46 protein-coding genes and 1 pseudogene are annotated in these 26,124 nt (G+C 50.7%); 40 read left to right on the forward strand and 7 right to left on the reverse strand.

The window, feature by feature from the left end:
• The 3 genes from ACLD4F_RS21380 to bfr all read left to right on the forward strand — a co-directional run.
• A partial coding sequence (locus ACLD4F_RS21380; RefSeq protein WP_168992435.1) for a hypothetical protein occupies window positions 1–70 on the forward strand: 70 nt, incomplete at its 5' end.
• Window positions 71–254: 184 nt separating this feature from the next.
• Window positions 255–449, forward strand: coding sequence for a bacterioferritin-associated ferredoxin (gene bfd, locus ACLD4F_RS21385; RefSeq protein ID WP_411011028.1), 195 nt, complete (start codon window positions 255–257; stop codon window positions 447–449).
• A gap of 72 nt (window positions 450–521) precedes the next feature.
• Window positions 522–998 carry a bacterioferritin gene (gene bfr / locus ACLD4F_RS21390; protein WP_000675530.1) on the forward strand — a complete coding sequence of 159 codons (477 nt, stop codon included), beginning with the start codon at window positions 522–524 and terminating at the stop codon, window positions 996–998.
• Here the strand turns inward: bfr and hopD are convergent.
• Window positions 995–1,462: a prepilin peptidase gene (gene hopD / locus ACLD4F_RS21395; RefSeq protein ID WP_079944723.1), complete on the reverse strand. Its 468-nt coding sequence runs from the start codon at window positions 1,460–1,462 to the stop codon at window positions 995–997. The two genes, bfr and hopD, sit on opposite strands and share 4 nt — an antisense overlap.
• A 379-nt stretch (window positions 1,463–1,841) precedes the next feature.
• Between hopD and rpsJ the strand changes: the two genes are divergently transcribed.
• The 31 genes and pseudogenes from rpsJ to ACLD4F_RS21550 all read left to right on the forward strand — a co-directional run.
• Entirely contained in the window at window positions 1,842–2,153 is a 312-nt protein-coding gene (rpsJ, locus tag ACLD4F_RS21400; protein ID WP_001181005.1) for a 30S ribosomal protein S10, read from the forward strand.
• Between the two features lie 32 nt (window positions 2,154–2,185).
• Window positions 2,186–2,815 (forward strand): 50S ribosomal protein L3, encoded by a 630-nt coding sequence (rplC, locus tag ACLD4F_RS21405; protein WP_000579838.1) that lies wholly within the window; start codon window positions 2,186–2,188, stop codon window positions 2,813–2,815.
• A 10-nt stretch (window positions 2,816–2,825) separates the two neighbouring features.
• Window positions 2,826–3,431, forward strand: coding sequence for a 50S ribosomal protein L4 (gene rplD, locus ACLD4F_RS21410; protein ID WP_000424395.1), 606 nt, complete (start codon window positions 2,826–2,828; stop codon window positions 3,429–3,431).
• Complete coding sequence (gene rplW / locus ACLD4F_RS21415) at window positions 3,428–3,730, forward strand: 50S ribosomal protein L23 (protein WP_000617546.1); 303 nt, start codon at window positions 3,428–3,430, stop codon at window positions 3,728–3,730. The genes rplD and rplW overlap by 4 nt, the downstream gene beginning before the upstream one ends.
• Before the next feature lie 17 nt (window positions 3,731–3,747).
• Complete coding sequence (gene rplB, locus ACLD4F_RS21420) at window positions 3,748–4,569, forward strand: 50S ribosomal protein L2 (protein ID WP_000301869.1); 822 nt, start codon at window positions 3,748–3,750, stop codon at window positions 4,567–4,569.
• Window positions 4,570–4,585: 16 nt separating this feature from the next.
• Complete coding sequence (rpsS, locus tag ACLD4F_RS21425; protein WP_001138115.1) at window positions 4,586–4,864, forward strand: 30S ribosomal protein S19; 279 nt, start codon at window positions 4,586–4,588, stop codon at window positions 4,862–4,864.
• Window positions 4,865–4,878: 14 nt separating this feature from the next.
• Window positions 4,879–5,211 (forward strand): 50S ribosomal protein L22, encoded by a 333-nt coding sequence (rplV, locus tag ACLD4F_RS21430; protein WP_000447529.1) that lies wholly within the window; start codon window positions 4,879–4,881, stop codon window positions 5,209–5,211.
• Between the two features lie 17 nt (window positions 5,212–5,228).
• Window positions 5,229–5,930, forward strand: a complete 702-nt coding sequence (gene rpsC, locus ACLD4F_RS21435; protein ID WP_000529945.1) for a 30S ribosomal protein S3 — start codon at window positions 5,229–5,231, stop codon at window positions 5,928–5,930.
• 12 nt (window positions 5,931–5,942) lie between these two features.
• Window positions 5,943–6,353 (forward strand): 50S ribosomal protein L16, encoded by a 411-nt coding sequence (gene rplP / locus ACLD4F_RS21440; RefSeq protein ID WP_000941208.1) that lies wholly within the window; start codon window positions 5,943–5,945, stop codon window positions 6,351–6,353.
• Window positions 6,353–6,544: a 50S ribosomal protein L29 gene (gene rpmC / locus ACLD4F_RS21445; RefSeq protein ID WP_000644742.1), complete on the forward strand. Its 192-nt coding sequence runs from the start codon at window positions 6,353–6,355 to the stop codon at window positions 6,542–6,544. Before rplP ends, rpmC begins: the two co-directional genes overlap by 1 nt.
• Window positions 6,544–6,798 carry a 30S ribosomal protein S17 gene (gene rpsQ, locus ACLD4F_RS21450; RefSeq protein WP_000130101.1) on the forward strand — a complete coding sequence of 85 codons (255 nt, stop codon included), beginning with the start codon at window positions 6,544–6,546 and terminating at the stop codon, window positions 6,796–6,798. Before rpmC ends, rpsQ begins: the two co-directional genes overlap by 1 nt.
• A 163-nt stretch (window positions 6,799–6,961) precedes the next feature.
• On the forward strand, window positions 6,962–7,333 hold the full coding sequence (rplN, locus tag ACLD4F_RS21455; RefSeq protein ID WP_000613954.1) for a 50S ribosomal protein L14: 372 nt from the start codon (window positions 6,962–6,964) through the stop codon (window positions 7,331–7,333).
• 10 nt (window positions 7,334–7,343) lie between these two features.
• A complete protein-coding gene (gene rplX / locus ACLD4F_RS21460; RefSeq protein WP_000729185.1) occupies window positions 7,344–7,658 on the forward strand; it encodes a 50S ribosomal protein L24 in 315 nt (104 codons plus the stop codon).
• 14 nt (window positions 7,659–7,672) lie between these two features.
• Complete coding sequence (gene rplE, locus ACLD4F_RS21465; RefSeq protein ID WP_001096206.1) at window positions 7,673–8,212, forward strand: 50S ribosomal protein L5; 540 nt, start codon at window positions 7,673–7,675, stop codon at window positions 8,210–8,212.
• 14 nt (window positions 8,213–8,226) lie between these two features.
• Window positions 8,227–8,532: a 30S ribosomal protein S14 gene (gene rpsN / locus ACLD4F_RS21470; RefSeq protein ID WP_001118932.1), complete on the forward strand. Its 306-nt coding sequence runs from the start codon at window positions 8,227–8,229 to the stop codon at window positions 8,530–8,532.
• Between the two features lie 33 nt (window positions 8,533–8,565).
• On the forward strand, window positions 8,566–8,958 hold the full coding sequence (gene rpsH, locus ACLD4F_RS21475) for a 30S ribosomal protein S8 (RefSeq protein WP_000062611.1): 393 nt from the start codon (window positions 8,566–8,568) through the stop codon (window positions 8,956–8,958).
• Between the two features lie 12 nt (window positions 8,959–8,970).
• Window positions 8,971–9,504: a 50S ribosomal protein L6 gene (gene rplF, locus ACLD4F_RS21480; protein ID WP_000091939.1), complete on the forward strand. Its 534-nt coding sequence runs from the start codon at window positions 8,971–8,973 to the stop codon at window positions 9,502–9,504.
• Window positions 9,505–9,513: 9 nt separating this feature from the next.
• The gene (rplR, locus tag ACLD4F_RS21485; RefSeq protein WP_000358956.1) at window positions 9,514–9,867 is read left to right on the forward strand and encodes a 50S ribosomal protein L18; all 354 of its coding nucleotides are present in this window, start codon (window positions 9,514–9,516) and stop codon (window positions 9,865–9,867) included.
• Between the two features lie 14 nt (window positions 9,868–9,881).
• Window positions 9,882–10,385 carry a 30S ribosomal protein S5 gene (gene rpsE / locus ACLD4F_RS21490; protein ID WP_000940121.1) on the forward strand — a complete coding sequence of 168 codons (504 nt, stop codon included), beginning with the start codon at window positions 9,882–9,884 and terminating at the stop codon, window positions 10,383–10,385.
• A gap of 3 nt (window positions 10,386–10,388) precedes the next feature.
• A complete protein-coding gene (gene rpmD, locus ACLD4F_RS21495) occupies window positions 10,389–10,568 on the forward strand; it encodes a 50S ribosomal protein L30 (protein WP_001140434.1) in 180 nt (59 codons plus the stop codon).
• A 3-nt stretch (window positions 10,569–10,571) separates the two neighbouring features.
• Window positions 10,572–11,006: a 50S ribosomal protein L15 gene (gene rplO / locus ACLD4F_RS21500; protein ID WP_001238917.1), complete on the forward strand. Its 435-nt coding sequence runs from the start codon at window positions 10,572–10,574 to the stop codon at window positions 11,004–11,006.
• Between the two features lie 7 nt (window positions 11,007–11,013).
• The gene (gene secY / locus ACLD4F_RS21505) at window positions 11,014–12,345 is read left to right on the forward strand and encodes a preprotein translocase subunit SecY (protein ID WP_001118864.1); all 1,332 of its coding nucleotides are present in this window, start codon (window positions 11,014–11,016) and stop codon (window positions 12,343–12,345) included.
• Window positions 12,346–12,376: 31 nt separating this feature from the next.
• A complete protein-coding gene (rpmJ, locus tag ACLD4F_RS21510) occupies window positions 12,377–12,493 on the forward strand; it encodes a 50S ribosomal protein L36 (protein WP_000868187.1) in 117 nt (38 codons plus the stop codon).
• A gap of 146 nt (window positions 12,494–12,639) precedes the next feature.
• The gene (rpsM, locus tag ACLD4F_RS21515; protein ID WP_000090780.1) at window positions 12,640–12,996 is read left to right on the forward strand and encodes a 30S ribosomal protein S13; all 357 of its coding nucleotides are present in this window, start codon (window positions 12,640–12,642) and stop codon (window positions 12,994–12,996) included.
• A 16-nt stretch (window positions 12,997–13,012) separates the two neighbouring features.
• Entirely contained in the window at window positions 13,013–13,402 is a 390-nt protein-coding gene (gene rpsK / locus ACLD4F_RS21520) for a 30S ribosomal protein S11 (protein ID WP_001029758.1), read from the forward strand.
• 33 nt (window positions 13,403–13,435) lie between these two features.
• The gene (rpsD, locus tag ACLD4F_RS21525) at window positions 13,436–14,056 is read left to right on the forward strand and encodes a 30S ribosomal protein S4 (protein WP_411011029.1); all 621 of its coding nucleotides are present in this window, start codon (window positions 13,436–13,438) and stop codon (window positions 14,054–14,056) included.
• Window positions 14,057–14,081: 25 nt separating this feature from the next.
• A complete protein-coding gene (locus ACLD4F_RS21530) occupies window positions 14,082–15,071 on the forward strand; it encodes a DNA-directed RNA polymerase subunit alpha (protein WP_411011030.1) in 990 nt (329 codons plus the stop codon).
• 40 nt (window positions 15,072–15,111) lie between these two features.
• Complete coding sequence (gene rplQ / locus ACLD4F_RS21535) at window positions 15,112–15,495, forward strand: 50S ribosomal protein L17 (protein ID WP_001216370.1); 384 nt, start codon at window positions 15,112–15,114, stop codon at window positions 15,493–15,495.
• Window positions 15,496–15,602: 107 nt separating this feature from the next.
• Window positions 15,603–15,971, forward strand: coding sequence for a DUF1992 domain-containing protein (locus tag ACLD4F_RS21540; protein WP_058331624.1), 369 nt, complete (start codon window positions 15,603–15,605; stop codon window positions 15,969–15,971).
• A gap of 10 nt (window positions 15,972–15,981) precedes the next feature.
• On the forward strand, window positions 15,982–16,407 hold the full coding sequence (gene zntR, locus ACLD4F_RS21545; RefSeq protein ID WP_000285588.1) for a Zn(2+)-responsive transcriptional regulator: 426 nt from the start codon (window positions 15,982–15,984) through the stop codon (window positions 16,405–16,407).
• 57 nt (window positions 16,408–16,464) lie between these two features.
• Window positions 16,465–16,668: pseudogene (locus ACLD4F_RS21550) on the forward strand (alternative ribosome-rescue factor A); the annotation flags it as partial.
• Between the two features lies 1 nt (window position 16,669).
• Here the strand turns inward: ACLD4F_RS21550 and mscL are convergent.
• From mscL to def, 5 genes are all read right to left on the reverse strand, one after another.
• The gene (mscL, locus tag ACLD4F_RS21555) at window positions 16,670–17,083 is read right to left on the reverse strand and encodes a large-conductance mechanosensitive channel protein MscL (protein WP_000008119.1); all 414 of its coding nucleotides are present in this window, start codon (window positions 17,081–17,083) and stop codon (window positions 16,670–16,672) included.
• 141 nt (window positions 17,084–17,224) lie between these two features.
• Window positions 17,225–18,601 (reverse strand): Trk system potassium transporter TrkA, encoded by a 1,377-nt coding sequence (gene trkA, locus ACLD4F_RS21560; protein WP_000691374.1) that lies wholly within the window; start codon window positions 18,599–18,601, stop codon window positions 17,225–17,227.
• Window positions 18,602–18,622: 21 nt separating this feature from the next.
• Window positions 18,623–19,912, reverse strand: a complete 1,290-nt coding sequence (rsmB, locus tag ACLD4F_RS21565) for a 16S rRNA (cytosine(967)-C(5))-methyltransferase RsmB (protein ID WP_079944724.1) — start codon at window positions 19,910–19,912, stop codon at window positions 18,623–18,625.
• 51 nt (window positions 19,913–19,963) lie between these two features.
• Complete coding sequence (fmt, locus tag ACLD4F_RS21570; RefSeq protein ID WP_023243620.1) at window positions 19,964–20,911, reverse strand: methionyl-tRNA formyltransferase; 948 nt, start codon at window positions 20,909–20,911, stop codon at window positions 19,964–19,966.
• Window positions 20,912–20,926: 15 nt separating this feature from the next.
• A complete protein-coding gene (gene def, locus ACLD4F_RS21575) occupies window positions 20,927–21,436 on the reverse strand; it encodes a peptide deformylase (RefSeq protein WP_000114987.1) in 510 nt (169 codons plus the stop codon).
• Window positions 21,437–21,567: 131 nt separating this feature from the next.
• Between def and dprA the strand changes: the two genes are divergently transcribed.
• From dprA to ACLD4F_RS21605, 6 genes are read left to right on the forward strand one after another with little or no spacing between them, the layout of a single operon-like run.
• Window positions 21,568–22,692: a DNA-protecting protein DprA gene (gene dprA, locus ACLD4F_RS21580; RefSeq protein ID WP_079944725.1), complete on the forward strand. Its 1,125-nt coding sequence runs from the start codon at window positions 21,568–21,570 to the stop codon at window positions 22,690–22,692.
• Complete coding sequence (gene smg, locus ACLD4F_RS21585; RefSeq protein WP_000460663.1) at window positions 22,664–23,137, forward strand: DUF494 family protein Smg; 474 nt, start codon at window positions 22,664–22,666, stop codon at window positions 23,135–23,137. The genes dprA and smg overlap by 29 nt, the downstream gene beginning before the upstream one ends.
• Before the next feature lie 26 nt (window positions 23,138–23,163).
• Window positions 23,164–23,706, forward strand: coding sequence for a type I DNA topoisomerase (locus ACLD4F_RS21590; RefSeq protein ID WP_079944726.1), 543 nt, complete (start codon window positions 23,164–23,166; stop codon window positions 23,704–23,706).
• A gap of 4 nt (window positions 23,707–23,710) precedes the next feature.
• The gene (tsaC, locus tag ACLD4F_RS21595) at window positions 23,711–24,283 is read left to right on the forward strand and encodes an L-threonylcarbamoyladenylate synthase type 1 TsaC (protein WP_010835148.1); all 573 of its coding nucleotides are present in this window, start codon (window positions 23,711–23,713) and stop codon (window positions 24,281–24,283) included.
• A gap of 4 nt (window positions 24,284–24,287) precedes the next feature.
• Complete coding sequence (aroE, locus tag ACLD4F_RS21600; protein ID WP_000451202.1) at window positions 24,288–25,106, forward strand: shikimate dehydrogenase; 819 nt, start codon at window positions 24,288–24,290, stop codon at window positions 25,104–25,106.
• A complete protein-coding gene (locus ACLD4F_RS21605) occupies window positions 25,103–25,360 on the forward strand; it encodes a DUF1488 domain-containing protein (protein ID WP_001070578.1) in 258 nt (85 codons plus the stop codon). Before aroE ends, ACLD4F_RS21605 begins: the two co-directional genes overlap by 4 nt.
• Here ACLD4F_RS21605 and ACLD4F_RS21610 read toward each other — a convergent pair.
• Window positions 25,336–25,890, reverse strand: a complete 555-nt coding sequence (locus tag ACLD4F_RS21610) for a gamma carbonic anhydrase family protein (protein ID WP_001285635.1) — start codon at window positions 25,888–25,890, stop codon at window positions 25,336–25,338. The two genes, ACLD4F_RS21605 and ACLD4F_RS21610, sit on opposite strands and share 25 nt — an antisense overlap.
• Between the last annotated feature and the right edge of the window lie 234 nt (window positions 25,891–26,124).

The following is a 26,124-nucleotide window of genomic DNA, read 5'->3' on the forward strand; positions in this document are numbered from 1 at the left end:
TCTGCGTTTCGCAATCCGTGAAGGCGGCCGTACCGTTGGCGCGGGCGTTGTTGCTAAAGTTCTGGGCTAATTACTCGTTAATTAGTTTTGAATTGAAGAGGGCGCTTCGGCGCCCTTTTTGTTGCCTGCTATTTAGCCGCTGTTATATTTATTCACCCTTTTTAACGCTTCTCCCATGGCGTAAATCGCTTTGTGCTATTGTAATCATAACCATTCTCATTTACACTTTGTGCGGAAATTGAACGGGAGCGATCATGTACGTTTGTTTGTGTAATGGTATAAGCGATAAAAAAATCCGCCAGGCTGTACGACAATTTCATCCACAGTCATTTCAACAGTTGCGTAAATTTATTCCTGTGGGAAATCAATGTGGTAAGTGTATTCGCGCCGCGCGAGAAGTGATGCAGGATGAGTTAACGAAAATGCCGGAATTTAAAGAGATCGCCTGAGTCACACTCTTTTTTTTGACATCCCTGTAGCCCCATCTACGCTCTAGAGAGTGGAAGCGGAGGGACTATAAAATGAAAGGTGATGTTAAAATCATAAATTATCTCAATAAACTATTGGGAAATGAGCTTGTCGCAATTAATCAGTATTTTCTTCATGCCCGTATGTTCAAAAACTGGGGGCTGACCCGGCTTAATGATGTTGAGTACCATGAATCCATTGATGAGATGAAACACGCCGATAAGTATATTGAGCGTATTTTATTTCTGGAAGGCATACCGAACCTACAGGATCTGGGCAAGCTGGGCATCGGTGAAGATGTTGAAGAGATGCTACGATCGGATCTCCGGCTCGAACTGGAAGGCGCAAAAGATCTACGTGAGGCAATAGCCTATGCCGATAGCGTTCATGATTATGTCAGCCGGGATATGATGATTGAAATTCTTGCCGACGAGGAAGGCCACATCGACTGGCTGGAAACTGAGCTGGATTTGATTGCCAAACTTGGTATGCAAAATTATCTGCAATCACAAATTAAGGTTACCGATTAACCGTCTGGAAAGAAAGCTTTCCAACCTGTTATGAAACCCGCCACCGCCAGCCATGGCCCAAAAGGTAGCGGGTTTATTAATGCCGATTTACCTCTCACCAGTAGCACGACGCCAAACCCGCTACAGGCCAACATGGCGGCAAGGAAAACCAGTAACGGCAGTGTTTCCCAACAATGCCACGCTCCTAAGGCTGCAAGGTACTTGACGTCGCCATATCCAAGCCCCTCTTTCTGATAACGCAGGCGATAGCCCCAGTAAATTAACGCGAATCCGCCATAGCCGGCGATAGCACCCCAAAGCGCATCCGGTAAACGCTCCGGCAGGCAAATCTGGTGATAAAGCAGACCACCCCACAGTAATGGACAGGTAAACCGGTCAGGCAACAGACCGGTACGCGCGTCGTATATGCCAAGTAATAAAGAGAACGACGCATAAAAAATGAGAAAGGGGAGGGCAACAAACATAAGCAAATCCTCGTCAAGGCTTGTGCTCACCTTTATAGATTTATGCGACAGCGACAACGACGTATCGCCAGATTTGCCTGATGCCTTCCAAAGAAAAGATGCGCGTTGCCATCCCATGCGTACCACCTGGAATCATGCTCGCATAAGAATAAAGCGCTTAATTTCTATCCGACACTTGCGTCAGGCTGAGATTTACGTATAATGCGCGGGCTTGTCGTAATTGACGGCAGGTTCGATTTGAACCTCGAATAGCCGATTTGGCTATTTAACAATGCTCCCAATCGGGGAGCTACGTAAGAACGGTTACACTCTCCCATCAATCGTAATGGGTGTGAGGAGTAATCATTTTCGTTTATAAAATAATTGGAGCTCTGGTCTCATGCAGAACCAAAGAATCCGTATCCGCCTGAAAGCGTTTGATCATCGTCTGATCGATCAATCAACCGCGGAAATCGTCGAGACTGCCAAGCGCACTGGTGCGCAGGTTCGCGGTCCGATCCCGCTGCCGACCCGCAAAGAGCGCTTTACCGTTCTGATCTCTCCGCACGTTAACAAAGATGCGCGCGATCAGTACGAAATTCGCACTCACAAGCGTCTGGTTGACATCGTTGAGCCAACCGAGAAAACCGTTGATGCTCTGATGCGTCTGGACCTGGCTGCCGGTGTAGACGTGCAGATCAGCCTGGGTTAATCAGGTCATCGAGCGATTGAGAGGTTGATACAATGATTGGTTTAGTCGGTAAAAAAGTGGGTATGACCCGCATCTTCACTGAAGATGGCGTCTCTATCCCAGTAACCGTAATCGAAGTTGAAGCAAACCGTGTTACTCAGGTTAAAGACCTGGCTAACGATGGCTACCGCGCTGTTCAGGTTACTACGGGTGCTAAAAAAGCTAACCGTGTCACCAAGCCGGAAGCGGGTCACTTTGCTAAAGCTGGCGTAGAAGCTGGCCGTGGTCTGTGGGAATTCCGTCTGGCTGAAGGCGAAGAATACACCGTAGGTCAGAGCATCAGCGTTGAACTGTTTGCTGACGTTAAAAAAGTTGACGTAACCGGTACCTCTAAAGGTAAAGGTTTCGCTGGTACCGTTAAGCGCTGGAACTTCCGTACCCAGGACGCTACTCACGGTAACTCCTTGTCTCACCGCGTTCCGGGTTCTATCGGTCAGAACCAGACTCCGGGCAAAGTGTTCAAAGGCAAGAAAATGGCAGGTCAGATGGGTAATGAGCGCGTAACCGTTCAGAGCCTTGACGTAGTACGCGTTGACGCTGAGCGCAACCTGCTGCTGGTTAAGGGTGGTGTTCCGGGTGCAACCGGTTGCGACCTGATCGTTAAACCAGCTGTGAAGGCGTAAGGGGATAGCAATGGAATTAGTATTGAAAGACGCGCAGAGCGCGCTGACTGTTTCCGAAACTACCTTCGGTCGTGATTTCAACGAAGCGCTGGTTCACCAGGTTGTTGTTGCTTATGCAGCTGGTGCTCGTCAGGGTACTCGTGCTCAGAAGACTCGTGCTGAAGTAACTGGTTCCGGTAAAAAACCGTGGCGCCAGAAAGGCACTGGCCGTGCGCGTTCAGGTTCTATCAAGAGCCCGATCTGGCGTTCCGGTGGCGTGACCTTCGCTGCTCGTCCGCAGGACCACAGTCAAAAAGTTAACAAGAAGATGTACCGCGGCGCGCTGAAAAGCATCCTGTCCGAACTGGTACGTCAGGATCGTCTGATCGTTGTCGAGAAGTTCTCTGTAGAAGCGCCGAAAACTAAGCTGCTGGCACAGAAACTGAAAGACATGGCTCTGGAAGATGTGCTGATCATCACCGGTGAGCTGGACGAGAACCTGTTCCTGGCCGCACGTAACCTGCACAAGGTTGACGTACGCGATGCGACTGGTATCGACCCGGTTAGCCTGATCGCCTTCGACAAAGTCGTAATGACTGCTGATGCTGTTAAGCAAGTTGAGGAGATGCTGGCATGATTCGTGAAGAACGTCTGCTGAAGGTGCTGCGCGCACCGCACGTTTCTGAAAAAGCGTCTACTGCGATGGAAAAAACCAACACCATCGTTCTCAAAGTTGCTAAAGACGCGACCAAAGCAGAAATCAAAGCTGCTGTGCAGAAACTGTTTGAAGTCGAAGTCGAAGTCGTTAACACCCTGGTAGTTAAAGGGAAAGTTAAACGTCACGGACAGCGTATCGGTCGTCGTAGCGACTGGAAAAAAGCTTACGTCACCCTGAAAGAAGGCCAGAATCTGGACTTCGTCGGCGGCGCTGAGTAAGTCGGAGGAGTAATACAATGGCAGTTGTTAAATGTAAACCGACATCTCCGGGTCGTCGCCACGTCGTTAAAGTGGTCAACCCAGAGCTGCACAAGGGCAAACCTTTTGCTCCGCTGGTTGAAAAAAACAGCAAATCCGGTGGTCGTAACAACAATGGCCGTATCACCACTCGTCATATCGGTGGTGGTCACAAACAGGCTTATCGTATTGTTGACTTCAAACGCAACAAAGACGGTATCCCGGCAGTTGTTGAACGTCTTGAGTACGATCCGAACCGTTCCGCGAACATCGCGCTGGTTCTGTACAAAGACGGCGAACGCCGTTACATCCTGGCCCCGAAAGGCCTGAAAGCTGGCGACCAGATTCAGTCTGGCGTTGATGCTGCAATCAAAGCAGGCAACACCCTGCCGATGCGCAATATCCCGGTTGGTTCTACCGTTCATAACGTAGAAATGAAACCAGGTAAAGGCGGTCAGCTGGCGCGTTCCGCTGGTACTTACGTTCAGATCGTTGCTCGCGATGGCGCTTATGTCACCCTGCGTCTGCGTTCTGGTGAAATGCGTAAAGTCGAAGCAGACTGCCGTGCAACCCTGGGCGAAGTTGGCAATGCTGAGCATATGCTGCGCGTTCTGGGTAAAGCAGGTGCTGCACGCTGGCGTGGCGTTCGTCCTACCGTTCGCGGTACTGCGATGAACCCAGTAGACCACCCACATGGTGGTGGTGAAGGTCGTAACTTTGGTAAGCACCCGGTAACTCCGTGGGGCGTTCAGACCAAAGGTAAGAAGACCCGCAGCAACAAGCGTACTGATAAATTCATCGTACGTCGCCGTAGCAAATAATTTTAGAGGATAAGCCATGCCACGTTCTCTCAAGAAAGGTCCTTTTATTGACCTGCACTTGCTGAAGAAGGTAGAGAAAGCGGTGGAAAGCGGAGACAAGAAGCCCCTGCGCACTTGGTCCCGTCGTTCAACGATCTTTCCTAACATGATCGGTTTGACCATCGCTGTCCATAATGGTCGTCAGCACGTTCCGGTATTTGTTTCCGACGAAATGGTCGGTCACAAACTGGGTGAATTCGCACCGACTCGTACTTATCGCGGCCACGCTGCTGATAAAAAAGCGAAGAAGAAATAAGGTAGGAGGAAGAGATGGAAACTATCGCTAAACATCGCCATGCTCGTTCTTCTGCTCAGAAGGTTCGCCTTGTTGCTGACCTGATTCGCGGTAAGAAAGTGTCGCAGGCTCTGGATATTCTGACCTACACCAACAAGAAAGCGGCTGTACTGGTCAAGAAAGTTCTGGAATCTGCCATTGCTAACGCTGAACACAACGATGGCGCTGACATTGACGATCTGAAAGTGACGAAAATTTTCGTAGACGAAGGCCCGAGCATGAAGCGCATTATGCCGCGTGCAAAAGGTCGTGCAGATCGCATCCTGAAGCGCACCAGCCACATCACTGTGGTTGTGTCCGATCGCTGAGACTCTGGAGACTAGCAATGGGTCAGAAAGTACATCCTAATGGTATTCGCCTGGGTATTGTAAAACCATGGAACTCTACCTGGTTTGCGAACACCAAAGAATTCGCTGACAACCTGGACAGCGATTTTAAAGTACGTCAGTACCTGACGAAGGAACTGGCTAAAGCGTCTGTATCTCGTATCGTTATCGAGCGTCCGGCTAAGAGCATCCGTGTGACTATTCACACCGCTCGCCCGGGTATCGTTATCGGTAAAAAAGGTGAAGACGTAGAAAAACTGCGTAAGGTCGTAGCGGATATCGCTGGCGTTCCTGCACAGATCAACATCGCCGAAGTTCGTAAACCTGAACTGGACGCTAAACTGGTTGCTGACAGCATCACTTCTCAGCTGGAACGTCGCGTTATGTTCCGTCGTGCGATGAAGCGTGCTGTACAGAACGCCATGCGTCTGGGCGCTAAAGGTATCAAAGTTGAAGTTAGCGGCCGTCTGGGCGGCGCGGAAATCGCACGTACCGAATGGTACCGCGAAGGTCGCGTACCGCTGCACACTCTGCGTGCTGACATCGACTACAACACCTCTGAAGCGCACACCACTTATGGTGTAATCGGCGTTAAAGTGTGGATCTTCAAAGGCGAGATCCTGGGTGGTATGGCTGCTGTTGAACAACCGGAAAAACCGGCTGCTCAACCGAAAAAGCAGCAGCGTAAAGGCCGTAAATAAGGAGCGTCGCTGATGTTACAACCAAAGCGTACAAAATTCCGTAAAATGCACAAAGGCCGCAACCGTGGTCTGGCTGCAGGCGCGGATGTTAGCTTCGGCAGCTTCGGCCTGAAAGCTGTTGGCCGTGGTCGTCTGACTGCCCGTCAGATCGAAGCAGCACGTCGTGCTATGACCCGTGCAGTTAAGCGTCAAGGTAAGATCTGGATCCGTGTATTCCCGGACAAACCGATCACTGAAAAGCCGCTGGCAGTGCGTATGGGTAAAGGTAAAGGTAACGTGGAGTATTGGGTTGCCTTGATTCAGCCGGGTAAAGTCCTGTATGAAATGGACGGCGTACCGGAAGAGCTGGCCCGTGAAGCATTCAAGCTGGCAGCAGCGAAACTGCCGATTAAAACCACCTTTGTAACTAAGACGGTGATGTAATGAAAGCAAAAGAGCTGCGTGAGAAGAGCGTTGAAGAGCTGAACACCGAGCTACTGAACCTGCTGCGTGAGCAGTTCAACCTGCGTATGCAGGCTGCAAGTGGCCAGCTGCAACAGTCTCACCTGTTGAAGCAAGTGCGTCGTGATGTCGCACGCGTTAAGACTTTACTGACTGAGAAGGCGGGTGCGTAATGACCGATAAAATCCGTACTCTGCAAGGTCGCGTGGTTAGCGACAAAATGGAGAAATCCATTGTTGTTGCTATCGAACGTTTTGTGAAACACCCGATCTACGGTAAATTCATCAAGCGTACGACCAAAATGCACGTACATGACGAGAACAACGAATGCGGTATCGGCGACGTGGTTGAAATCCGCGAATGCCGTCCGCTGTCCAAGACCAAATCCTGGACTCTGGTTCGCGTTGTAGAGAAAGCGGTTCTGTAATACAGTACGCATTCTCAACGAATAAACGGCTCAGCGATGGGCCGTTTATTTTTTCTACCCATATCTGATTTGCGGTGTTATAATGCCGCGCCCTCGATATGGGGTTTTTTTAACGACCTGATTTTCGGGTCTCAGTAGTAGTTGACATTAGCGGAGCACTAAAATGATCCAAGAACAGACTATGCTGAACGTCGCCGACAACTCCGGTGCACGTCGCGTAATGTGTATCAAGGTTCTGGGTGGCTCGCACCGTCGCTACGCAGGCGTAGGCGACATCATTAAGATCACCATCAAAGAAGCGATTCCGCGTGGTAAGGTCAAAAAAGGTGATGTGCTGAAGGCGGTAGTGGTGCGCACCAAGAAGGGTGTTCGTCGCCCGGACGGTTCTGTCATTCGCTTCGATGGTAATGCATGCGTTATTTTAAACAATAACAGCGAGCAGCCTATCGGTACGCGTATTTTTGGGCCGGTAACTCGTGAACTTCGTAACGAGAAGTTCATGAAAATTATCTCTCTGGCACCAGAAGTACTCTAAGGAGCGAATCATGGCAGCGAAAATCCGTCGTGATGACGAAGTTATCGTGTTAACCGGTAAAGATAAAGGTAAACGCGGTAAAGTTAAGAATGTCCTGTCTTCCGGCAAGGTCATTGTTGAAGGTATCAACCTGGTTAAGAAACACCAGAAGCCGGTTCCGGCTCTGAACCAACCGGGCGGCATCGTTGAAAAAGAAGCTGCAATTCAGGTTTCTAACGTTGCAATCTTCAATGCGGCAACCGGCAAGGCTGACCGTGTAGGCTTTAGATTCGAAGACGGCAAAAAAGTCCGTTTCTTCAAGTCTAACAGCGAAACTATCAAGTAATTTGGAGTAGTACGATGGCGAAACTGCATGATTACTACAAAGACGAAGTAGTTAACAAACTCATGACTGAGTTTAACTACAATTCTGTCATGCAAGTCCCTCGGGTCGAGAAGATCACCCTGAACATGGGTGTTGGTGAAGCGATCGCTGACAAGAAACTGCTGGATAACGCAGCAGCAGACCTGACAGCAATCTCCGGTCAAAAACCGTTGATCACCAAAGCACGCAAATCTGTTGCAGGCTTCAAAATCCGTCAGGGCTATCCGATCGGCTGTAAAGTAACTCTGCGTGGCGAACGCATGTGGGAGTTCTTTGAGCGCCTGATCACTATTGCTGTTCCTCGTATCCGTGACTTCCGTGGCTTGTCCGCTAAGTCATTCGACGGTCGTGGTAACTACAGCATGGGTGTCCGTGAGCAGATCATCTTCCCAGAAATCGACTACGATAAAGTCGACCGCGTTCGTGGTTTGGATATTACCATTACCACTACTGCGAAATCTGACGAAGAAGGCCGTGCTCTGCTGGCTGCCTTTGACTTCCCGTTCCGCAAGTAAGGTAGGGTTACTAAATGGCTAAGCAATCAATGAAAGCACGCGAAGTAAAACGCGTAGCTTTAGCTGATAAATACTTCGCGAAACGCGCTGAACTGAAAGCGATCATCTCTGATGTGAACGCAACCGACGAAGATCGTTGGAATGCGGTTCTTAAGCTGCAGACTCTGCCGCGTGATTCCAGCCCGTCACGTCAGCGTAACCGCTGCCGTCAAACTGGTCGTCCGCACGCTTTCCTGCGGAAGTTCGGGTTGAGCCGTATTAAGGTCCGTGAAGCCGCTATGCGCGGTGAAATTCCGGGTCTGAAAAAGGCTAGCTGGTAATTGTCACCAATTGAATCACGGGAGTAAAGACAGATGAGCATGCAAGATCCGATCGCGGATATGCTGACCCGTATCCGTAACGGTCAGGCCGCGAACAAAGCTGCGGTCACCATGCCTTCCTCCAAGCTGAAAGTGGCAATTGCCAACGTGCTGAAGGAAGAAGGTTTTATTGAAGATTTTAAAGTTGAAGGCGACACCAAGCCGGAACTGGAACTGACTCTTAAGTATTTCCAGGGTAAAGCTGTTGTAGAAAGCATTCAGCGTGTCAGCCGCCCAGGCCTGCGCATCTACAAACGTAAAGATGAGCTGCCGAAAGTTATGGCCGGTCTGGGTATCGCAGTTGTTTCTACCTCTAAAGGTGTTATGACTGATCGTGCAGCGCGCCAGGCTGGTCTTGGTGGCGAAATTATCTGCTACGTAGCCTAATCGGAGGAAAAAATGTCTCGTGTTGCTAAAGCACCGGTCGTTGTTCCTGCCGGCGTTGATGTCAAAATCAACGGTCAGGTTATTACGATCAAAGGTAAAAACGGCGAGCTGACTCGTACTCTCAACGATGCTGTTGAAGTTAAACATGCAGATAATGCACTGACCTTCGGTCCGCGTGATGGTTACGCAGACGGTTGGGCACAGGCTGGTACCGCGCGTGCCCTGCTGAACTCAATGGTTATCGGTGTTACCGAAGGCTTCACTAAGAAGCTGCAGCTGGTTGGTGTAGGTTATCGTGCAGCGGTTAAAGGGAATGTAGTAAACCTGTCTTTAGGTTTCTCTCACCCAGTTGACCATCAGCTGCCGGCAGGTATTACTGCTGAATGTCCGACTCAAACTGAAATCGTGCTGAAAGGCGCTGATAAGCAGGTGATCGGCCAGGTTGCAGCAGATCTGCGCGCCTACCGTCGTCCTGAGCCTTACAAAGGCAAGGGTGTTCGTTACGCCGACGAAGTCGTGCGTACCAAAGAGGCTAAGAAGAAGTAAGGTAACACTATGGATAAGAAATCTGCTCGTATCCGTCGTGCGACCCGCGCACGCCGCAAGCTCAAAGAGCTGGGCGCAACTCGCCTGGTGGTACATCGTACCCCGCGTCATATTTACGCACAGGTAATTGCACCGAACGGTTCTGAAGTTCTGGTAGCTGCTTCTACTGTAGAAAAAGCTATCGCTGAACAACTGAAGTACACCGGTAACAAAGACGCGGCTGCAGCTGTGGGTAAAGCTGTCGCTGAACGCGCTCTGGAAAAAGGCATCAAAGATGTGTCCTTTGACCGTTCCGGGTTCCAATATCATGGTCGTGTCCAGGCACTGGCAGATGCTGCCCGTGAAGCTGGCCTTCAGTTCTAAGGTAGAGGTGTAAGATGGCTCACATCGAAAAACAAGCTGGCGAACTGCAGGAAAAGCTGATCGCGGTAAACCGCGTATCTAAAACCGTTAAAGGTGGTCGTATTTTCTCCTTCACAGCTCTGACTGTAGTAGGCGATGGTAACGGTCGCGTAGGTTTTGGTTACGGTAAAGCGCGTGAAGTTCCAGCAGCGATCCAGAAAGCGATGGAAAAAGCCCGTCGCAATATGATTAACGTCGCGCTGAACAACGGCACCCTGCAGCACCCGGTTAAAGGTGTTCACACGGGGTCTCGTGTATTCATGCAGCCAGCTTCCGAAGGTACCGGTATCATCGCCGGTGGTGCAATGCGCGCCGTTCTGGAAGTTGCTGGGGTTCATAACGTTCTGGCTAAAGCATACGGTTCCACCAACCCGATCAACGTGGTTCGTGCAACTATTGATGGCCTGGAAAATATGAATTCTCCAGAAATGGTCGCTGCCAAGCGTGGTAAATCCGTTGAAGAAATTCTGGGGAAATAAACCATGGCAAAGACTATTAAAATTACTCAAACCCGCAGTGCAATCGGTCGTCTGCCGAAACACAAGGCAACGCTGCTTGGCCTGGGTCTGCGTCGTATTGGTCACACCGTAGAGCGCGAGGATACTCCTGCTGTTCGTGGTATGGTCAACGCGGTTTCCTTCATGGTTAAAGTTGAGGAGTAAGAGATGCGTTTAAATACTCTGTCTCCGGCCGAAGGCTCCAAAAAGGCGGGTAAACGCCTGGGTCGTGGTATCGGTTCTGGCCTCGGTAAAACCGGTGGTCGTGGTCACAAAGGTCAGAAGTCTCGTTCTGGCGGTGGCGTACGTCGCGGTTTCGAGGGTGGTCAGATGCCTCTGTACCGTCGTCTGCCGAAATTCGGCTTCACTTCTCGCAAAGCAGCGATTACAGCCGAAGTTCGTCTGTCTGACCTGGCGAAAGTAGAAGGCGGCGTTGTAGACCTGAACACGCTGAAAGCGGCAAACATTATCGGTATCCAGATCGAGTTCGCGAAAGTGATCCTGGCTGGTGAAGTCACTACTCCGGTAACTGTTCGTGGCCTGCGTGTTACTAAAGGCGCTCGTGCTGCTATCGAAGCTGCTGGCGGTAAAATCGAGGAATAAGTAGCAGATGGCTAAACAACCGGGATTAGATTTTCAAAGTGCCAAAGGTGGCTTAGGTGAGCTGAAACGCAGACTGCTGTTTGTTATCGGCGCGCTGATTGTGTTCCGTATTGGCTCTTTTATTCCGATCCCTGGTATTGATGCCGCTGTACTTGCCAAACTGCTTGAGCAACAGCGAGGCACCATCATTGAAATGTTCAACATGTTCTCTGGTGGTGCTCTCAGCCGTGCTTCTATCTTTGCCCTGGGGATCATGCCGTATATTTCGGCGTCGATCATTATCCAGCTGTTGACGGTGGTTCATCCAACGCTGGCAGAAATTAAGAAAGAAGGGGAGTCTGGTCGTCGTAAGATCAGCCAGTACACCCGTTACGGTACTCTGGTGCTGGCGATATTCCAGTCGATCGGTATTGCTACCGGTTTGCCGAATATGCCTGGTATGCAGGGCCTGGTGATGAATCCAGGCTTTGCGTTCTATTTCACCGCTGTTGTAAGTCTGGTTACAGGAACCATGTTCCTGATGTGGCTCGGCGAACAGATTACTGAGCGCGGTATCGGTAACGGTATCTCAATCATCATCTTCGCTGGTATCGTTGCGGGACTCCCGCCAGCCATTGCCCATACTATCGAGCAAGCGCGTCAAGGCGACCTGCACTTCCTCGTGTTGCTGTTGGTTGCAGTATTAGTATTTGCAGTGACGTTCTTTGTAGTATTCGTTGAACGTGGTCAACGCCGTATTGTGGTAAACTACGCCAAACGTCAGCAAGGTCGTCGTGTCTATGCTGCACAGAGCACACATTTACCGCTGAAAGTGAATATGGCGGGGGTAATCCCGGCAATCTTCGCTTCCAGTATTATTCTGTTCCCGGCGACCATCGCGTCATGGTTCGGGGGCGGTACTGGTTGGAACTGGCTGACAACAATTTCGCTGTATTTGCAGCCTGGGCAACCGCTTTATGTGTTACTCTATGCGTCTGCAATCATCTTCTTCTGTTTCTTCTACACGGCGTTGGTTTTCAACCCGCGTGAAACAGCAGATAACCTGAAGAAGTCCGGTGCATTTGTACCAGGAATTCGTCCGGGAGAGCAAACGGCGAAGTATATCGATAAAGTAATGACCCGCCTGACCCTGGTTGGTGCGCTGTATATTACCTTTATCTGCCTGATCCCGGAGTTCATGCGTGATGCAATGAAAGTGCCGTTCTACTTCGGTGGGACCTCACTGCTTATCGTTGTTGTCGTGATTATGGACTTTATGGCTCAAGTGCAAACTCTGATGATGTCCAGTCAGTATGAGTCTGCATTGAAGAAGGCGAACCTGAAAGGCTACGGCCGTTAATTGGTCGCCTGAGAAGTTACGGAGAGTAAAAATGAAAGTTCGTGCTTCCGTCAAGAAATTATGCCGTAACTGCAAAATCGTTAAGCGTGATGGTGTCATCCGTGTGATTTGCAGTGCCGAGCCGAAGCATAAACAGCGCCAAGGCTGATTTTTTCGCATATTTTTCTTGCAAAGTTGGGTTGAGCTGGCTAGATTAGCCAGCCAATCTTTTGTATGTCTGTACGTTTCCATTTGAGTATCCTGAAAACGGGCTTTTCAGCATGGTACGTACATATTAAATAGTAGGAGTGCATAGTGGCCCGTATAGCAGGCATTAACATTCCTGATCAGAAACACGCCGTGATCGCGTTAACTTCGATCTACGGTGTCGGCAAGACCCGTTCTAAAGCCATCCTGGCTGCAGCGGGTATCGCTGAAAATGTTAAGATCAGTGAGCTGTCTGAAGAACAAATCGACACGCTGCGTGACGAAGTTGCCAAATTTGTCGTTGAAGGTGATCTGCGCCGTGAAATCAGCATGAGCATCAAGCGCCTGATGGATCTTGGTTGCTATCGCGGTTTGCGTCATCGTCGTGGTCTCCCGGTTCGCGGTCAGCGTACCAAGACCAACGCTCGTACCCGTAAGGGTCCGCGCAAACCGATCAAGAAATAATCGGGGTGATTGAATAATGGCAAAGGCACCAGTTCGCGCACGTAAACGTGTAAGAAAACAAGTCTCTGACGGCGTGGCTCATATCCATGCTTCTTTCAACAACACCATCGTGACTATTACCGATCGTCAGGGTAATGCGCTGGGTTGGGCAACAGCCGGTGGTTCCGGTTTCCGTGGTTCTCGCAAATCCACTCCGTTTGCAGCTCAGGTTGCAGCAGAGCGTTGCGCTGACGCCGTGAAAGAATACGGCATCAAGAATCTGGAAGTTATGGTTAAAGGTCCGGGTCCAGGCCGCGAATCTACTATTCGTGCTCTGAACGCCGCTGGTTTCCGCATCACTAATATTACTGATGTGACTCCGATCCCTCATAACGGTTGTCGTCCGCCGAAAAAACGTCGCGTATAACGCTTCGTTTTCCAGGTTAGTTGGAGAAAGAAAATGGCAAGATATTTGGGTCCTAAGCTCAAGCTGAGCCGTCGTGAGGGCACCGACTTATTCCTTAAGTCTGGCGTTCGCGCGATCGATACCAAGTGTAAAATTGAACAAGCTCCTGGCCAGCACGGTGCGCGTAAGCCGCGTCTGTCTGACTATGGTGTGCAGTTGCGTGAAAAGCAAAAAGTTCGCCGCATTTACGGTGTGCTGGAGCGTCAGTTCCGTAACTACTACAAAGAAGCAGCACGTCTGAAAGGCAACACCGGTGAAAACCTGTTGGCTCTGCTGGAAGGTCGTCTGGACAACGTTGTATACCGTATGGGCTTCGGCGCCACTCGTGCAGAAGCACGTCAGCTGGTTAGCCATAAAGCAATTATGGTAAACGGTCGTGTTGTTAACATCGCTTCTTATCAGGTTAGTCCGAATGACGTTGTTAGCATTCGTGAGAAAGCGAAGAAGCAGTCTCGCGTGAAAGCCGCTCTGGAGCTGGCTGAGCAGCGTGAAAAGCCAACCTGGCTGGATGTTGATGCTGGCAAGATGGAAGGTACGTACAAGCGTAAGCCTGAGCGTTCTGATCTGTCTGCGGACATTAACGAACACCTGATCGTCGAGCTTTACTCCAAGTAAAGCTTAGTACCAAAGAGAGGACACAATGCAGGGTTCTGTGACAGAGTTTCTAAAACCGCGCCTGGTAGATATCGAGCAAGTGAGTTCGACGCACGCCAAGGTGACCCTTGAGCCTTTAGAGCGTGGCTTCGGCCATACTCTGGGTAACGCACTGCGCCGTATTCTGCTCTCATCGATGCCGGGTTGCGCGGTGACCGAGGTTGAGATTGATGGTGTACTACATGAGTACAGCACCAAAGAAGGCGTTCAGGAAGACATCCTGGAAATCCTGCTCAACCTGAAAGGGCTGGCGGTGAGAGTTCAGGGTAAAGATGAAGTTATTCTTACCTTGAATAAATCTGGCATTGGCCCTGTGACTGCAGCCGATATCACCCATGATGGGGATGTCGAAATCGTCAAGCCGCAGCACGTGATCTGCCACCTGACCGATGAAAACGCGTCTATTAGTATGCGTATCAAAGTTCAGCGCGGTCGTGGTTATGTGCCGGCTTCTACCCGAATTCATTCGGAAGAAGATGAGCGCCCAATCGGCCGTCTGCTGGTCGACGCCTGCTACAGCCCTGTAGAGCGTATTGCCAACAATGTTGAAGCAGCGCGTGTAGAACAGCGTACCGACCTGGACAAGCTGGTCATCGAAATGGAAACCAACGGCACAATCGATCCTGAAGAGGCGATTCGTCGTGCGGCAACCATCCTGGCTGAACAACTGGAAGCTTTCGTTGATTTACGTGATGTACGTCAACCGGAAGTGAAAGAAGAGAAACCAGAATTCGATCCGATCCTGCTGCGCCCTGTTGACGATCTGGAATTGACTGTCCGCTCTGCTAACTGCCTCAAGGCAGAAGCTATCCACTATATCGGTGATCTGGTACAGCGTACCGAGGTTGAGCTTCTTAAGACGCCTAACCTGGGTAAAAAATCTCTTACCGAGATTAAGGACGTGCTGGCTTCCCGTGGACTGTCTCTGGGTATGCGCCTGGAAAACTGGCCACCGGCAAGCATCGCTGACGAGTAACCGGATCACAGGTTAAGGTTTTACTGAGAAGGATAAGGTCATGCGCCATCGTAAGAGTGGTCGTCAACTGAACCGCAACAGCAGCCATCGCCAGGCTATGTTCCGCAACATGGCTGGTTCACTGGTTCGTCATGAAATCATCAAGACGACCCTGCCTAAAGCGAAAGAGCTGCGTCGCGTAGTTGAGCCGCTGATTACTCTTGCCAAGACTGATAGCGTTGCTAATCGTCGTCTGGCATTCGCCCGTACTCGTGATAACGAGATCGTGGCAAAACTGTTTAACGAGCTGGGCCCGCGTTTCGCGAGCCGCGCCGGTGGTTACACTCGCATTCTGAAGTGTGGCTTCCGTGCAGGCGACAACGCGCCGATGGCATACATCGAGCTGGTTGATCGTTCAGAGAAAACAGAAGCTGCTGCAGAGTAATCTGCAGTAACGTAAAAAAACCCGCTTCGGCGGGTTTTTTTATACCCTCCTGAACCGCACATATCTACAATAATTGTATTCTTTTCGTTCAATCCCTGGAGCGACACATGTGGTTACTTGACCAGTGGGCAGAGCGTCATATTATCGAGGCACAGAGTAAAGGCGAGTTTGATAATCTGCCTGGCCGCGGCGAGCCGCTTATTCTGGATGATGATTCTCATGTGCCGGCGGAACTTCGTGCGGGTTATCGCTTACTCAAGAATGCGGGCTGTCTTCCCCCTGAACTGGAGCAGCGCAGAGATGCTATTCAGTTACTTGATATCCTCAACAGTATCCGGGAAGATGACCCTCGATACCATCAGGTTAGTCGCCAGCTCTCGCTGCTTGAACTAAAACTTCGGCAGGCTGGGTTGAGTACCGACTTTTTACACGGTGAGTATGCAGAAAAACTGCTGCATAAAATCAACGATAATTAACGGAGCTTGTATGTATCGCATTGGTGAGCTGGCAAAGCTGGCAGACGTAACGCCTGATACCATTCGCTACTATGAAAAACAGCAGATGATGGATCATGAGGTACGTACTGAAGGCGGATTTCGCCTGTATACCGAAAACGATCTGCAGCGTCTCAAGTTTATTCGTTATGCGCGGCAGTTGGGTTTCACGCTTGAGTCGATCCGTGAACTTTTATCGATCCGAATTGATCCTGAGCACCATACCTGTCAGGAGTCAAAAAGTATTGTGCAAGAGCGATTGCAGGAGGTTGAAGCCAGGATTGCGGAACTGCAAACGATGCAGCGTTCGTTACAAAGGCTTAATGATGCTTGTTGCGGAACGGCCCACAGTAGCGTCTATTGTTCCATTCTGGAAGCCCTGGAGCAGGGGGCCAGTGGGGCGAAATCAGGATGTTGATTTATTGAACCGGCGGGGCTACACTCGCGCCGTTAATTTATACAATCGGGAGACATTATGAGTCGTTATCAACATAAGAAAGGGCAGATAAAGGACAATGCCATTGAGGCATTACTGCACGATCCCCTTTTCAGGCAACGCGTTGAAAAAAATAAGAAAGGCAAAGGAAGTTATCTGCGTAAAGGTAAACACGGTAATCGAGGGAACTGGGAGGCCAGTGGCAAGAAAGTAAGTGACTTTTTTACCACTGGCCTTCTGCTTATTAAGAACGGTTATTTTGTTCTTTCAGCAGATCGCGGATTTCGCCCAATAACACTTCCTCTTTAGAAGGCGCTGGCGGAGCTGCCGGCTCTTCTGCTTTTTTACGGTTGAGTCTGTTGATAAGCTTAATGGCAACAAAGATAGCAAAGGCCACAATCACAAAATCAAATACGTTCTGGATAAACACGCCGTAATGCATGACGACCGCCGGAATATCTCCCTGCGCTTCGCGTAACGTAAAAGCAAATTGTTTAAAGTCGATCCCGCCGATTAACAATCCCAACGGCGGCATAATGATATCGGCAACCAGTGAAGAAACAATCTTACCGAATGCCGCGCCAATAATGACACCCACTGCCAAATCCACAACATTCCCGCGCATCGCGAATTCGCGAAATTCTTTAATAAAACTCATTTTTATTCTCCCTATGCAGCTGACGTTATAAGTTTAACAAATGCTAAGGCATTTTCCATTTACGGCTTCTGTTTAGCGAAATAAATTAAACCTTGATAAATAAAGGGAATTAAAAAGGGCGCTGAATGAGCGCCCCTTAAATTAGAGGAAGAAAGGACTTGGCTGGAACAGACGTTCGACGTCGGTAATAAACTTTTTATCGGTCAAAAACATAATGACGTGATCGCCTTGTTCAATGCGCAAATTGTCATTAGCAATCATGACATCATTACCACGAACGACCGCGCCAATAATGGTGCCTGGCGGCAGTTTAATTTCGTCAATGACGCGGCCAACCACGCGGGAAGTGCTTTCATCGCCGTGCGCGACGGCTTCGATGGCTTCGGCAACCCCGCGACGTAGTGAGGAAACGCCGACGATATCTGCTTTACGCACATGGCTCAGTAATGCAGAGATGGTGGCCTGCTGCGGAGAAATCGCAATATCTATAACGCTACCCTGCACAAGATCGACATAAGCGCGGCGCTGAATTAGCACCATGACTTTCTTGGCGCCCATCCGCTTGGCCAACATCGCGGACATGATATTGGCTTCATCATCGTTAGTGACCGCGATAAAGAGATCGACCTGATCAATATGCTCCTCCGCCAGCAATTCCTGATCGGAAGCGTCGCCAAAAAAGACGATCGTGTTTTGCAGCTTCTCAGCCAGTTCTGCGGCGCGTTGTTGATCGCGTTCGATCAATTTAACGCTATAGTCTTTTTCCAGACGCCTTGCCAGCCCGGCGCCGATATTGCCGCCGCCCACCAGCATGATGCGCTTGTAGGGTTTTTCCAGACGCTGTAATTCGCTCATTACTGCACGGATATGCTGTGAAGCCGCAATAAAGAAGACTTCATCCCCTGCTTCCACGATAGTCGAGCCCTGAGGACGGATTGGTCTGTCATGGCGGAAAATTGCGGCAACGCGGGTATCGATATGCGGCATATGCTCTCGCATTGTCGAGAGCGCGTTACCTATTAGTGGACCGCCATAGTAGGCTTTTACTACTGCCAGACTGACTTTCCCTTCGGCAAAGTTTACAACCTGTAATGCTCCTGGATACTCGATCAGACGATAAATATTATCGATAACCAACTGCTCCGGCGCGATCAGATGATCAATCGGAACCGCTTCAGAATGAAAGAGTTTATCCGCATCGCGAACATAGTCCGGGGAGCGAATGCGGGCGATACGGTTTGGAGTGTTGAAGAGTGAATAGGCTACCTGACAGGCAACCATATTAGTTTCATCTGAACTGGTGACAGCGACCAGCATATCCGCATCGTCAGCGCCCGCTTCGCGCAACACGCGGGGATGCGAACCATGCCCCTGAACTACGCGTAGATCGAACTTATCTTGCAAACTGCGTAACCGTTCGCCATTGGTATCAACCACCGTGATGTCGTTGTTTTCGCCGACCAGGTTTTCCGCCAGTGTTCCGCCAACTTGCCCTGCGCCCAGTATGATAATTTTCATCAGTCGTGGCCCGTTATCTCATCACTTCTTGATTAGCTTAGCGTAAAAGAACCCATCACCTTCTTCGCCGCCCGGCAGATTTTGCTGTCCTGGCTGATCAGGTGTTCCCGTTTCGCTGAGCGCGGCATCGGGAGTGCGTTGCAAAAAGGTTTTGATCTGATCGCGGTTTTCTTCCGGCAGTACGGAACAGGTGGCGTAAACCAGCGTCCCGCCGGGCTTCAGGCGCTGCCAGACGGCATCAAGAATTTCCGCCTGTAATTGCGCCAGTTCCGCGATATCGCGATCGCGACGCAGCCATTTGATATCTGGATGACGGCGAATGACGCCGGTTGCGGAGCAGGGCGCATCCAGCAGAATACGGTCAAACTGCTGCTCGCCGCACCATTGGGCGGGATAACGTCCATCCCCTTGTTTAACTGTCGCTTTCATCCCAAGACGCTTTAGGTTGTCGTAAACGCGGGAGAGCCGTTGTTCATCAATATCAACCGCCAACACGTCTGCTTCGGGGGCCACTTCGAGAATATGCGTGGTTTTACCGCCGGGCGCGGCGCACAAGTCTAAAATGTGCTCACCGTTCTGAGGAGCGAGAAAAACCGCACATCCCTGCGCAGAGGCATCCTGGACAGTTACCCAACCCTCAGCAAAACCGGGTAAAGCATGTACCGGAGCTGGCGTTTCCAGACGTACAGCGTCGGGATAATCGGGATGCGGATATCCCTTCATGCCTGCGTCTTCAAGTAAGCCAAGCCAACCGTCGCGGGTGTGGTGTGTACGATTTACACGTAGCCACATCGGTGGACGCTGGTTATTCGCTTCAATAATGCGTTGCCACTGTGTGGGGTAGGCATTTTGCAAACGCTTTACCAGCCAACCGGGATGTAAAAAGCGCGCATCGCTGGTCGCAAACTCATTAAGCAACGTTTCCTGCTGGCGCTGGAACTGGCGCAGGACGCCGTTAATTAACCCTTTCAACTGCGGACGTTTGATGGCGACCGCGCCTTCAACGGTTTCAGCCAGTGCCGCATGGGGAGGAACGCGGGTGTACAGCAACTGATAAAAGCCGACCATAATTAAGTAATGCACTGTACGCTGCTTGCCGGTCATTGGACGAGACATCAGCTTATTGATCAGCCATTCCAGCTGTGAAAGGGTGCGCAGGACGCCAAAGCACAGCTCCTGAAGTAGCGCTTTGTCTTTATCGGCGACTTTTTGTTGCAGCGGCGGGAGCACATTACTTAATGATTGTCCCTGTTCGACGACCAGTTCAACGGCCTGTGCTGCCAGACTACGTAAATTGTTTTGTTTTTTCATATGTATAAAATAAAAATGCCCGGTAACACCGGGCTTATAAAGACGTGACCGTCAGGCAAGACGGTTACCAGGAATAAACCATTCCCGGCGTGAATTTAACAGATCCTGGGCGCTCATCGCTTTTTTGCCGGCAGGCTGAAGCGAAAGCAAATTTAATATCCCCTTGCCTGTTGCAACCTGAATGCCCTGTTTCGTCGCGGCCAGAATGGTTCCCGGCAGCGACTGCGTGGCGTCCTCAATGACGGACGCCTGCCAGACTTTTACCGGCTGGCCGTCGATTTCCAGCCAGCTCATTGGCCACGGATTAAAGGCGCGAATGCAACGCTCCAGCTGTACTGCGGAGAGAGACCAGTCGATACGCGCTTCTTCTTTACTGAGCTTTTCCGCATGAGTGACCAGCGCTTCATTCTGCGCTTCAGGCGCCGCTGTGCCGTCCGCCAGTTGTTTTAGTGTGGTAATTAACCCCTGCGGGCCAAGCTCAGCCAACTTATTATACAGTGAGCCACTGGTATCTTCTGCGGTAATCGGGCACGCAAGTTTATACAGCATGTCGCCGGTATCCAGCCCTACATCCATCTGCATAATTGTGACGCCGGTTTCCGCATCGCCTGCCCAGAGTGAGCGCTGAATAGGCGCCGCGCCGCGCCAGCGTGGAAGCAGCGAACCGTGAACGTTGATACATCCGAGACGGGGCATATCCAGCACTGCCTTTGGGAGAATCAGACCATATGCTACGACAACCATGACGTCGGCATGTAAGTCAGCAACCAGATGCTGGTTTTCCTGAGGACGAAGCGACACGGGCTGGAAAACGGGCAGGCCTTTTTCTTCCGCCAGCACTTTTACCGGGCTGGGCATCAACTTTTTGCCGCGACCTGCTGGACGATCGGGTTGGGTAAATACGCCGACAACGTTATGTCCAGAAGTTAACAGCGCGTCGAGATGACGCGCTGCAAAGTCAGGTGTACCCGCAAAAATAATACGTAGTGAATCTGACACGTTGGTTCTTGTCCTTTAAGCCCGGGCGTTCAGGCGGTCGAGTTTTTCTACTTTCTGACGAATACGTTGTTGCTTCAGCGGCGACAAATAATCGATAAACAGTTTACCGACCAGATGATCCATCTCATGCTGAATGCAAATTGCCAGCAAACCATCCGCTTCAAGCTCAAACGGGTTGCCGTCGCGATCCAGCGCGCGGATTTTCACTTTCTCGGCGCGCGGCACTAAAGCGCGCTGTTCCGGAATCGACAGACAGCCTTCTTCTATACCCGTTTCGCCACTTTTCTCCAGCAATTCCGGGTTAATGAGTACCAGGCGCTCGTCGCGGTTTTCCGAAACGTCAATCACGATGATCCGCTGGTGGATATCGACCTGCGTTGCGGCCAGACCGATACCTTCTTCCGCGTACATCGTTTCGAACATATCATCGACGATACGCTGAATTTCTGCATTCACTTCTTCAACCGGCTTTGCGACTTTGCGAAGGCGCTCGTCCGGAATATGTAACACTTGCAAAACTGACATAATTATCCAGAGTTGTGTTCAGGAGTTGAAAAGATTATTACCTCTATTCTAGACAAATCCCCACCTGATTGACAGCATCAGTGACCAATCGCAAAGATTGTTCAGACTGCTTGTGGCAGGGGAGGGAAAGGATGGCCCGTACCGAAATTTGGTTACGTTTAATGTACGTCGGCGACCTTTATGGCGAGGCGATGTTGAACATCGCGAACTCGCTTATTCGCCAGCCTCAGATAAATCGCACGCACCTTCAGGAGGCTGGTCTTACCGCGCGGCAAGCTGAACGTTTTTTACAGCTTCCAGCAGGTGTGCTTGATGAGGCATTACGCTGGCTTGAACTACCGCAGCACCATTTTCTGTGTGCGGATAGTGAGATTTATCCTCCCCAACTGCGTGCTATTGACGATTATCCCGGCGCTATTTTTATTGACGGCGATCCTGCCTGTCTGCATACCTGCCAACTTGCCGTCGTAGGAAGCCGGAGCCACTCCTGGTATGGAGAACGCTGGGGACGTCTGCTTTGCGAAAGCCTTGCGAAAAGCGGTTTGACGATCACCAGCGGCCTTGCCCGGGGAATTGATGGCGTAGCACACAACGCCGCGGTGAGTATGGGGGGGAAAAGTGTAGCGGTGTTAGGGAATGGTTTGGCAAAGATTTATCCTCGCCGACATGCCATGCTGGCTGAAAACTTGATTGCCACCGGCGGCGCAGTGGTCTCAGAATTTCCGCTTTCAACGCCTCCGCTACCGCAAAATTTTCCTCGCAGAAACCGCATTATCAGCGGACTGAGCAAAGGCGTGCTGGTGATTGAGGCGGCGTTGCGCAGCGGTTCGTTGGTGACGGCGCGCTGCGCGCTTGAACAGGGGCGGGACGTTTTTGCATTACCAGGCCCTATCGGTAGTCCGGGAAGCGAAGGAACGCACTGGTTAATTAAACAAGGGGCCACGCTTGTGACGACGCCGGAGGATATTCTGGAAAATTTGCAATACGGCTTACACTGGTTGCCAACTACGGCGGAAAATTCACTTTATTCACTAAATCAGGATGAGGCGGCATTGCCATTTCCTGAGCTCCTGGCTAACGTAGGAGATGAGGTAACACCTGTTGACGTCGTCGCTGAACGTGCCGGCCAACCTGTGCCAGCGGTAGTGGCTCAGCTACTCGAACTGGAGTTAGCAGGATGGATCGCAGCTGTACCCGGCGGCTATGTCCGATTAAGGAGGGCAAGCCATGTTCGACGTACTAATGTATTTGTTTGAAACATACATCCATAACGAAGCCGAGCTGCGCGTGGATCAGGACAGACTGGAGCGTGATCTCACCGACGCTGGGTTTGATCGCGAAGACATCTACAATGCGCTGCTGTGGCTGGAAAAACTCGCTGACTATCAGGATGGCCTCGCGGAACCCATGCAACTTGCTTCCGACCCTCTTTCAATGCGCATTTATACGGTTGAAGAGTGTGAAAGGCTTGATGCCAGTTGCCGGGGGTTCCTGTTATTCCTTGAGCAGATTCAGGTGCTAAACCTCGAAACACGAGAAATGGTGATTGAGCGTGTGCTGGCGCTGGATACCGCAGAGTTTGACCTGGAAGACTTGAAATGGGTTATTTTGATGGTGTTATTCAACATTCCGGGCTGTGAAAACGCCTATCAGCAAATGGAAGAATTACTCTTTGAGGTAAATGAAGGTATGCTGCATTGATAGGTGTTAATGCTGCATGAGTGAATATGGCTAAATCAGCACTGTTTTCGGTGCGTAAAAATGAGCCCTGCCCGCAGTGCGGGGCCGAACTGGTAATTCGCTCCGGGAAACATGGTCCGTTTCTCGGCTGTTCTCGCTATCCGGAATGCGATTACGTTCGTCCGCTGAAAAGTCAGGCGGACGGACATATCGTTAAAATTCTGGAGGGGCAACTGTGCCCTGAGTGTGGCGCCGTGCTGGTGCTGCGTCAGGGGCGCTTTGGCATGTTCATCGGATGCAGTCAGTATCCGCAATGTGAACATACAGTGGTTATTGATAAACCGGATGAAACGACGATAGCCTGTCCAGCCTGCCAGCAAGGACATTTGGTCCAGCGCCGTTCTCGTTACGGTAAAATCTTTCATTCCTGCGATCGCTACCCGGAATGTCAGTTCGTCATTAACTTCACACCGGTTGCGGGGGAATGCCCCGAGTGCCATTATCCGCTACTCATCGAAAAGAAAACCGCGCAGGGCGTGAAGCGCTTTTGCGCCAGTAAACAATGTGGAAAGCCGGTTCCGGTGGAATAAACAAGTGAATAATAACCTGCCAACAGGATCTATCGCCGCAGCGGTAGATCTCCTGAATAAAGAAAATGTCATCGCTTATCCAACAGAAGCCGTTTTCGGCGTCGGCTGCGATCCCGATAGTGAAACAGCCGTTACGCGCCTGCTGGCGTTAAAACAACGGCCCGTCGATAAGGGACTCATTTTGATTGCCGCCAGCTTTGAGCAGTTAAAACCTTATATTGATGACAGCATACTTACCGTCGCACAGCGTAAAGCGGTATTTGATTGCTGGCCCGGGCCGGTAACGTTTGTTTTTCCTGCGCCCGCGACAACGCCGCGGTGGCTCACGGGACGTTTTGATTCCCTGGCCGTTCGTGTTACCAACCACCCGCTGGTGGTCGCGCTATGCAATGCGTATGGCAAACCGCTGGTTTCCACCAGCGCCAATCTGAGCGGATTACCGCCATGTCGTACCGTTGAAGAGGTGCGTGCGCAATTTGGCGATGATTTTCCGGTGGTTGAAGGCGCAACGGGTGGGCGTCTGAATCCTTCAGAAATTCGCGATGCTCTGACGGGCGAACTGTTTCGACAGGGGTAATATGATGGAAACCTATGCTGTTTTTGGAAATCCGATTGCGCACAGCAAATCGCCATTTATTCATCAGCAATTTGCTCAGCAGCTAGATATTGTTCACCCCTATGGTCGCGTGCTGGCCCCTATTAATAATTTCATTAATACGCTTGATGCCTTTTTCGCGGCAGGGGGAAAAGGCGCAAACATCACAGTACCTTTTAAAGAGGAGGCGTTTGCGCGATCGGATGAGTTAACGGAACGAGCATCGCTGGCGGGAGCCGTCAATACATTAAAACGGCTGGAAGATGGTCGTTTGCTTGGCGACAATACTGACGGTATCGGTTTATTAAGCGATCTCAAACGTTTAAATTTTATCCGCCCAGGATGGCGTATTTTGCTGATTGGCGCGGGCGGCGCATCCCGGGGCGTGCTGTTACCTCTGCTTTCTTTGGATTGCGCGGTCACTATCACTAACCGTACAGCTTCACGTGCCGAAGCGTTGGCGAAAATCTTTGCTCATACCGGCAGCGTTCATGCCATGGATATGGACAAGCTGGATGGTTGTGAGTTTGACCTGATTATTAATGCGACCTCCAGCGGTATACGGGGCGAAATCCCGGCGATTCCGGCGTCACTTATTCACCCTTCCCTCTGTTGCTATGACATGTTCTATCAAAAAGGGAATACGCCATTTCTCTCCTGGTGTGTACAACAGGGCGCAAAACGCTACGCAGATGGGCTGGGAATGCTGGTGGGGCAGGCTGCACACGCCGTTTTGCTTTGGCACGGTGTATTACCGCAGGTCGAGCCAGTGATTGAGCTGCTACAGCAGGAATTATTAGCGTGAACCAGGCCATACAATTTCCTGACCGCGAAGAATGGGATACTGCCGCCAGCGCTGTCATCTTTCCCGCCATGGTCAATGGGATGCAACTCACGTGTGCAATAAAAAAAGATGTACTGGCGTATCGCTTTGGTGGAGAAACAGTGGAGCAATGGCTGGCCATTTTTCGTGAGTATCGCTGGGACCTGGAAGAAGAGGCGGAAGCATTAATCCTGGCCCAGCAGGAAGACGATCACGGTTGGATATGGTTATCCTGAGAAAGATAGTCGTCTTTCCATTTTACATAGTTATTGGCGGAGTACTGCAGACCCGATCTCTCAGCATCGCTCAGGGGGCGGATCTGTTTTACCGGACTGCCAAGATATAAATAGCCGCTTTCCAGCCGTTTGTGCTGCGGCACCAGGCTTCCCGCGCCAATCATTACGTCATCTTCTATTATCGCACCATCCAGCACAATGGAGCCCATACCGACCAGTACGCGGTTACCGATGGTACAGCCGTGCAGCATAACTTTATGGCCAACGGTAACATCTTCGCCAATGATTAATGGGTTGCCGTGTGGATTGGATGGAGACTTGTGGGTTACGTGAAGAACGCTGCCATCCTGAATGTTCGTACGAGCCCCTATCGCAACGTAATTCACATCGCCGCGAATCACCACAAGCGGCCAGATCCCGACATCATCCGCCAGACGGACATCGCCAATAACCACGCTGCTGGTATCGATCATCACGCGCTGACCGATTTCAGGAAAAAGATCCTTATAAGGACGTAATGTGTCAGACATGTCTACCTCATCATAAATGAATAGTCATGAAGACTTTGGTTGCTTTAATGGCGTTGTGCAAGGGGAGATAGCATCAAAAAATCGCCACTTTGTGCAGGAATGGAGCGAAAGGGATGAAAAATCAACAAACAGAAAAAAAGATCCAAAAAACGCTTGTGCAAAAAAATGGGATCCCTATAATGCGCCTCCATCGACACGGCGGATGTGAATCACTTCACACAAACAGCCGGTCGG

It is taken from the genome of Salmonella sp. 741265050_HSA (assembly GCF_046569445.1).
GTDB lineage: Bacteria > Pseudomonadota > Gammaproteobacteria > Enterobacterales > Enterobacteriaceae > Salmonella > Salmonella enterica.